Genomic DNA, 6,250 nt, shown 5'->3' with positions numbered 1-6,250 from the left:
GCCCCCCCCGGCCACCCCCACCGCCCCCCACATCACACCCATCTCACCCGCCACACGCGCCATCTGCGAGCGCATCCTCCGCGTCCTCCTCCCCTACCGGCGGACGCTGGACGCCACCACCCACGGGGACAGCCCCGATGCCTTCCCGCTCCAGGTGCGGCAGTTGGCGCGGTGGGTCGGGGCGGGTGAGCCGGTGCTGTTCACCCTGCCGGGTTTCCCCTGTAAATCCCCCAATCCCGCGAAGGTGCTGGGCCCCCTCCCCGATGAGGGCGAACGCCTCTCGCTGCGCTTCCTGCACGGCCTGTGCGCCCGGATCGCGGCCGTGTACCCGCCCGGTGCCCGGGTGGTCATCTGCTCGGACGGCCATGTCTTCAGCGATCTCATCCGGGTCCCGGACGCCGATATCGACGCGTACGGGGACGGGCTGCGGGCGCTGATCGCGCGGGAGCGGCTCGCGGACCGGCTGGCGGTCTACGACCTCCGCGCGGCGTACGGGGGGCTGTCGTACGACGAGAAGCGGGCCGCGGTGGAGGCGGAGCACGCGCCGGCGCTGGAGGTGCTGCGGGCCGAGACCCGCGCCGATGAGACGGCCCGGCGGCTGTACCAGGGGATCACCCGGTTCCTCTTCGAGGACACCGACACCGGCGCGTACACCGGGACGCGTTCGGCGCTCCAACGGGAGTGCCGGGCCCGCGCCTACGGGGTGATCCGGCGGAGCCGGGCCTGGGGGGAGCTGATCGAGCGGTACCACCCCGGGGCGGTCCGGCTGTCCATCCATCCGCAGCCCAGGGGCTCGGCCAAGTTCGGCATCCGGCTGCTGGACGCTCCGGATGTGTGGATGACGCCGTGGCACGCCTGCGTACTGGAACACGCCGAGGGGCGCTGGGAGTTGATGCGGCGGGTGGATGCCGAGCGGCGCGGCCGGCTGGTGACGCGCGACGGCCGGCCGAGCCACTTCACCACCGTGGCGGCGTAACACGCCGACGGGCCGGGAGGCGGGCCGACACCGGACCCGCCTCCCGGCCCGGGACCGGGACCGGGACCGGCCAGACCGCCCCCGGCCAGACCGCCCCCGGCCCCTGCCCCGGCCCCTCACACCGGCACCCCCCGATGATCGAATGCGATCAGCGGATCACCCGTCAGCGGGTGTTCCGTGACCGCCGCGCGGACGCCGAACACCTCCGCCAGCAGCTCCGGCGTCAGCACTGTACGGGGCGGCCCGGACGCCACCAGGCGCCCGGCGTGCAGGACGTGCAGCCGGTCGCAGAGCGAGGCCGCGGCGTTGAGGTCGTGCAGCGAGATCAGCGTGGTGCGGGCCCGGTCGCGGAGCAGGGCGAGCAGTTCGACCTGGTGGCGGACGTCGAGGTGGTTGGTCGGCTCGTCCAGCACCAGCACGTCCGGATCCTGGGCGAACGCCCGGGCCAGCAGCACGCGTTGCCGCTCACCACCGGAGAGCGCGGAGAACCGGCGGGCCGCCGCGCCGGCCATCCCGACCGCGGCCAGCGCCCCGGCCACCGCCTCCCGGTCGGTGCGGTCCTCGGCCGCGAAGGCCCGTTTGTACGGCGTCCGGCCCATCGCCACCACCTCGCGGACGGTCAGCTCGAAGGCGGCGGCGCGTTCCTGCGGCAGGGCCGCGATATGGCGGGCGGTACGGGCCGGGGGCAGGGTGCCGAGGTCCGTACCGTCGAGCAGGACCCGGCCGGCGGTGGGGCGCAGATGGCGGTAGACGGTCCGCAGGACGGTGGACTTGCCGCTCCCGTTGGGGCCGACCAGCCCCACGATCTCGCCGGCCGCCGCCATCAGCCGGACGCCGGAGACCACATCGCGCCCGGAGTAGCTGACCCGCAGGTCCTCGATGTCGATCCGCATCGCTCCGCCCGGCTCCGCGCCGCCGGTCCGCGATTCCTCGGTATGGCTCTTCATCGCTCCCGTCACATCCACCCGTTCCCGCTCCCGTCCCCGTCCCGGTCCGCGTCGATCCTCAACGCTCCGCCCCCAGCCGCCGGTCCAGGATGAACAGCAGCGCCGGGGCGCCGATCATGGCCGTGACGACCCCTACGGGGAGTTCCTGACCGTCCATGGCCGTCCGGCAGACGACATCGACGACCACCAGGAGCAGCGCCCCGGTGAGCGCCGCCACCGGGAGGAGCCGGCGGTGGTCGCCGCCCAGCACCAGCCGGCACAGATGCGGCACCATCAGGCCGACGAAGGCGATGGCACCGGAGACCGCGACCAGGACGCCCGTCAGCAGGCTGGTCACCACGAACAGTTCGCGGCGCAGCCGGGTGACGTCCACGCCGAGGCCGGCGGCGGTCTCATCGCCCATCAGCAGCGCGTTCATGGCGCGGGCGCGGGCCTGGAGGGCCAGCAGGCCCCCGGCGACCGCGAGCACCGGCAGCCACAGCGTCCCCCAGGTGGCGCCGCTCAGGCTGCCCATCAGCCAGAACAGCACTCCGCGGGTCTGCTGCTCGTCGCCGGCCTGGAGGACGAGGTAGCTGGTGAAACCGGAGAGGAACTGGCCGATGCCGACGCCGGCGAGCACCAGCCGCAGCGGCGAGAATCCGCCGCCCCGGCGCGCCATGCACCACACCAGGGCGAACGCGAGCAGCGCCCCGGCGAAGGCCGCCGCCGACAGGCCGAGGCCCAGCGCCCCGCCGGCGCCCGCGCCCAGCACGATCGCGGCGACCGCGCCCAGCGAGGCGCCGTTGGAGATGCCCAGCAGGTACGGGTCGGCGAGCGGGTTGCGGACCAGGGCCTGGGTCGCGGTGCCGACCAGGCCCAGTCCGGCGCCGACCGCGGCCGCCAACAGGGCGCGTGGGACGCGGAGTTGCCAGACGATGAGGTCGTCGGTCCCGGGCCGGGGCGGCGCCCCGCCGAGCCGGTCCAGGACCACCGACCAGACGTGGCCGGGCGCGATATCGGTGGACCCCAGCGATACGGCGGCGGTCAGGGCCGCCAGCAGCGCGGCGGCGAGGAGGAGGGCGCACGCGCCGGCGCGGACGACGCGCGGCCGGCGCCCGGTGTCCGGCGCGGGGACGGGCTCGGCCGCCACCCCCCGCACTACCGCGCCGCCTTGAAGCGCGCCGGGTAGAGGGTGTGGGCGATCTCCTCGACGGTGTCCGCGGTGCGGGTGCCGGCGATGGTGGTGGGCTCCGAGCCGATCCGCAGGAACTTGCCGTTCCGCACCGCCGCCAGCCCCTTCGTCGCGGGGAACGTCTTGAGGAACGCGGCGGCCTGGTCGTACGCCGTGGCGTTGGCCGCCGCGTCGCCGCGGTCGCGGATGCCCAGCTGGATCCAGTCCGGGTTCCGGGCCACCACGTCCTCCCAGGAGACCGGCTTGAAGTCGCCGTCGCAGTCGGCGAAGACGTTGCGGGCGCCGGCCAGGGTGATCACGGCGTTGGCGACCTGCCGGTTGCAGACGGCCATCGGCTGCTTGGTGCCGGCGTCGAAGTCGAAGAAGAAGTAGCCCGGCCGCTGCGCCTCCGGAACGTTCCCGACCGCTTTGCGGACGGCCCCGACCTTGGCCTGCATGTCCGCGACGAGTTCCCGGGCGCGCGGCGCGGTGCCGGTGACGGCGCCCAGCCGGGTGAGGTCCCCCTCGACGCCGGACAGGTCCCGCTGCGGCCCCTTGGCCATCGGGGCGCAGGCCGTGGAGGCCAGGTAGAGGTGGCGGATGCCCGCCGCCTTGAACTCCTCGTCCGTGGGCGCGTCGCCCGCGCCGCCCATCGACCCCATGGCGGCGAAGGTGTCGATATAGAGATCCGCGCCCGAGCCGAGCAGCTTCTCCTTCGGGATGACGGCCTTGCCGAGCACCGGGACGTTCGCCGCCCGCTTCCCCAGCTCTCCGGGGAGCGTGCCCTTGCCGGGCGGGAAGCCGGTGCCGACGACCCGGTCGCCGGCGCCCAGCCGCAGCAGCATCTCCAGCGCCGCCGCGTTACTGGTCACGATCTTGCGCGGCGGCGCCGTGAACGTGGTCTGCACGCCCTTGCAGTCCGCGACCTTCACCGGAAAGCCGCCGTGGCCCGGAGGGCCGCCGTCCGCCCCCGTGGCGCGCTCACCGCTGCCTCCACCGCACGCCGTGGCGGTCAGCGCGACCACCATCGCGAGTCCGCACCACTTCACTGGGCGCATGGGCCTTCTCCCCTACCGCTGTGACGCTCCGGCCGGTCCGCCGGCCGCGGGCCACCCACGTGGCCCGGCACAGGTAGTCGTACGGATTCCGCTGGTGGTTCCCGGCGCGGGGCGGCTTCCCGGGGCGCGCGTCCGGCCCTGACCGTCGGCCCGGGCGCCGGCGGCCGCACACCAAACTTTCACGAACACCTCTGTTCGCCGAAGGTCCGCGACGCTACCTTTGCGTCGCACCGGCATGAACTCCCGTGCCTGGCAAGCCACTTGGAGAAGAGGCGCCCATGCGAAAGGCCCGACCCGTCCTCGCGTTACTCCTCGCACTGCCCGCCCTCGGCCTGAGCGCACCGCACGCCCTCGCGGCCACCGCGCAGCCGCAGACCCGGGCCGGCTGCCCGGAGACGATGATCTTCGAGGTGGGCGGCCACCTCGACCAGGACGCCGCGATCTACGACGCCTCCAACGCCAGGCTCCCGGCGGGCGTGTCGTTCACCAAGATCCACTACTCGGCGTCCATCGCCCCGTACCCCGGCGACACCAAGACGCTGGACGACTCCGTGGCCGAGGGCATCGCCACCCTCGACAAGGCGGTCAAGGACTTCCACGGCGCCTGTTCCGGCAGCCACGTCACCGTGGCCGGCTACTCGCAGGGCGCGATCGTCGCCGGCGACGAACTGGCCGCCCTGTCCCGGACCAACGCCGTCCCGCACGGCCAGATCAACGGCGTGCTCTACGGCGACCCGCGGCGGCCCGGCACGAACGGCGGCCCGGGCGGCATCGAGACGAATCTGCCGACGATCCTGCCGGGCATGACGATGAAGGGCGCGCGCGGCTTCGGCGATCTGACCGTCAAGGAGATCTGCAACACCAACGACGGCATCTGCTACTCCGAGAACACGCTCTCGAACCTGCTGTGCTTCGCCAACGGCGTGGTCGGCTACTTCACCGGCGACCACGGCTACGCCATCGACCCGCACGCCGTCCAGGGCGGCGGCGAGCAGCTCAACCACCAGCCGCCGAAGGTCCCGGTCTGCGGGCCCGGGCTGCCGCTGCCCGGCCGGACGTCCCAGCAGCTGACCGGGAGCGGCGCGGCCGGGGCCCGGCAGACGGCCGGCTGACGTCCGGTGGCCGGCCGGTCCCCGGTGGCCGGGCAGCTCCCGGCGTCCGGTCCGTTCCCGGCGGCCGGCCGGTCACCCCAGGAGCCGCACCGCGAGGCGGACGAGCGGATCCTCCAGCGCGCGCAGGGCCGCCGGATCGTCCGCGACCAGGTGCACCGTCACCAGGTGCGCGGCGGCCGCGACCAGGGCCTCGCAGTGGAACCGCCGCTCGTCCGCACCGCCGTCCGGCGCCGCCGGGAAGATCCCGGCGATACCGTCAGCGAACCACCGCTGCCACCGCATCCGCCGGGCCATCGCCTCCGGCCCGGCCGCGTACACCTCGACGAGGAACAGCCGGGCGAACGCGGCGTGTTCGGCGAGGGTGTCGAGGTAGAGGCGGAGCAGGCGGCGGAAGGACTCCTCGGGGGCGGCGGTCGCACCGGCGTCCGGTGGCTGCCAGGCGGCCGCCAGCCGTCCCGCGAGCCGGTCGGTGGCGGCGTCGAGGGCCTGCACGAAGCAGTCCTCCTTGGAACGGAACTGCTGGTAGAAGGTCTCGCGCGAGACGCCCGCCCGCCGGATGATGTCGGCGACGGACGTCCCCGCGTAGCCCTTGTCCCGCATCGCCTCCGCGGTGGCGATCAGCATCCGCGCCCGCTGGGACGCCACGACCTCTTCCCGGCTGAGGCGGTGCCGCCCGCTGGGCAGCGGCCCGGACCGGGCGGCTCCGCGCTGCGGTTCGGCCACTGTTCCCTCCCCACTCCCCGGCGGCGGCCACCGGTCGCGGCATGCCGCCTGTCACGACACCGTCCCACTTGCGGGATACGGGTGGCCGGTACGGGCCCGGTACGGGATCGTGCTGCTGGACGGCGTACGGCAGTTGACCACCGGACGGACGACCGACCACCCGTCACCAGGAAACCAGAACCGCGAGACCGCGAGACCGACGTTCTATTACTAGCAGCCGCAGGGGGCGGAGATGTACGGGGGAGCAACGGGTACGGGCCAGGGGCCCGGGGGCGGGGAGCAGG

Annotated in this window: 6 protein-coding genes; 2 read left to right on the top strand and 4 right to left on the bottom strand. The window is 74.3% G+C overall.

The window, feature by feature from the left end:
* The coding region (locus ADL22_RS17570; RefSeq protein ID WP_420711571.1) for an L-tyrosine/L-tryptophan isonitrile synthase family protein at nucleotides 1–976 on the top strand (976 nt) is incomplete at its 5' end.
* 116 nt (nucleotides 977–1,092) lie between these two features.
* Here ADL22_RS17570 and ADL22_RS17565 read toward each other — a convergent pair.
* From ADL22_RS17565 to ADL22_RS17555, 3 genes are all read right to left on the bottom strand, one after another.
* On the bottom strand, nucleotides 1,093–1,869 hold the full coding sequence (locus tag ADL22_RS17565; protein WP_066979970.1) for an ABC transporter ATP-binding protein: 777 nt from the start codon (nucleotides 1,867–1,869) through the stop codon (nucleotides 1,093–1,095).
* Between the two features lie 112 nt (nucleotides 1,870–1,981).
* Entirely contained in the window at nucleotides 1,982–3,052 is a 1,071-nt protein-coding gene (locus ADL22_RS17560) for a FecCD family ABC transporter permease (protein WP_199836322.1), read from the bottom strand.
* Between the two features lie 8 nt (nucleotides 3,053–3,060).
* Nucleotides 3,061–4,131: an ABC transporter substrate-binding protein gene (locus tag ADL22_RS17555; RefSeq protein WP_234430742.1), complete on the bottom strand. Its 1,071-nt coding sequence runs from the start codon at nucleotides 4,129–4,131 to the stop codon at nucleotides 3,061–3,063.
* Nucleotides 4,132–4,409: 278 nt separating this feature from the next.
* On the opposite strand from ADL22_RS17555, the gene ADL22_RS17550 reads away from it, so the two are divergent.
* Nucleotides 4,410–5,243: a PE-PPE domain-containing protein gene (locus ADL22_RS17550; protein WP_066979937.1), complete on the top strand. Its 834-nt coding sequence runs from the start codon at nucleotides 4,410–4,412 to the stop codon at nucleotides 5,241–5,243.
* A 72-nt stretch (nucleotides 5,244–5,315) separates the two neighbouring features.
* On the opposite strand, the gene ADL22_RS17545 is transcribed toward ADL22_RS17550, so the two are convergent.
* Nucleotides 5,316–5,966 carry a TetR/AcrR family transcriptional regulator gene (locus ADL22_RS17545; RefSeq protein WP_199836321.1) on the bottom strand — a complete coding sequence of 217 codons (651 nt, stop codon included), beginning with the start codon at nucleotides 5,964–5,966 and terminating at the stop codon, nucleotides 5,316–5,318.
* Nucleotides 5,967–6,250 lie beyond the last annotated feature (284 nt).

Origin of the sequence: Streptomyces sp. NRRL F-4489, assembly GCF_001509485.1 — a bacterium.
GTDB lineage: Bacteria > Actinomycetota > Actinomycetes > Streptomycetales > Streptomycetaceae > Streptomyces.
Note: the sequence above shows the minus strand (reverse complement) of the source record. Positions and strands in the feature narration are given on the sequence as shown.

Excerpts from the sequence above, each read along its gene's own strand:
- ADL22_RS17550 (WP_066979937.1), top strand. The coding sequence starts at position 4,410 with ATGCGAAAGGCCCGACCCGTCCTCGCGTTACTCCTCGCACTGCCCGCC.
- ADL22_RS17565 (WP_066979970.1), bottom strand. The coding sequence starts at position 1,869 with ATGCGGATCGACATCGAGGACCTGCGGGTCAGCTACTCCGGGCGCGAT.
- ADL22_RS17555 (WP_234430742.1), bottom strand. The coding sequence starts at position 4,131 with ATGCGCCCAGTGAAGTGGTGCGGACTCGCGATGGTGGTCGCGCTGACC.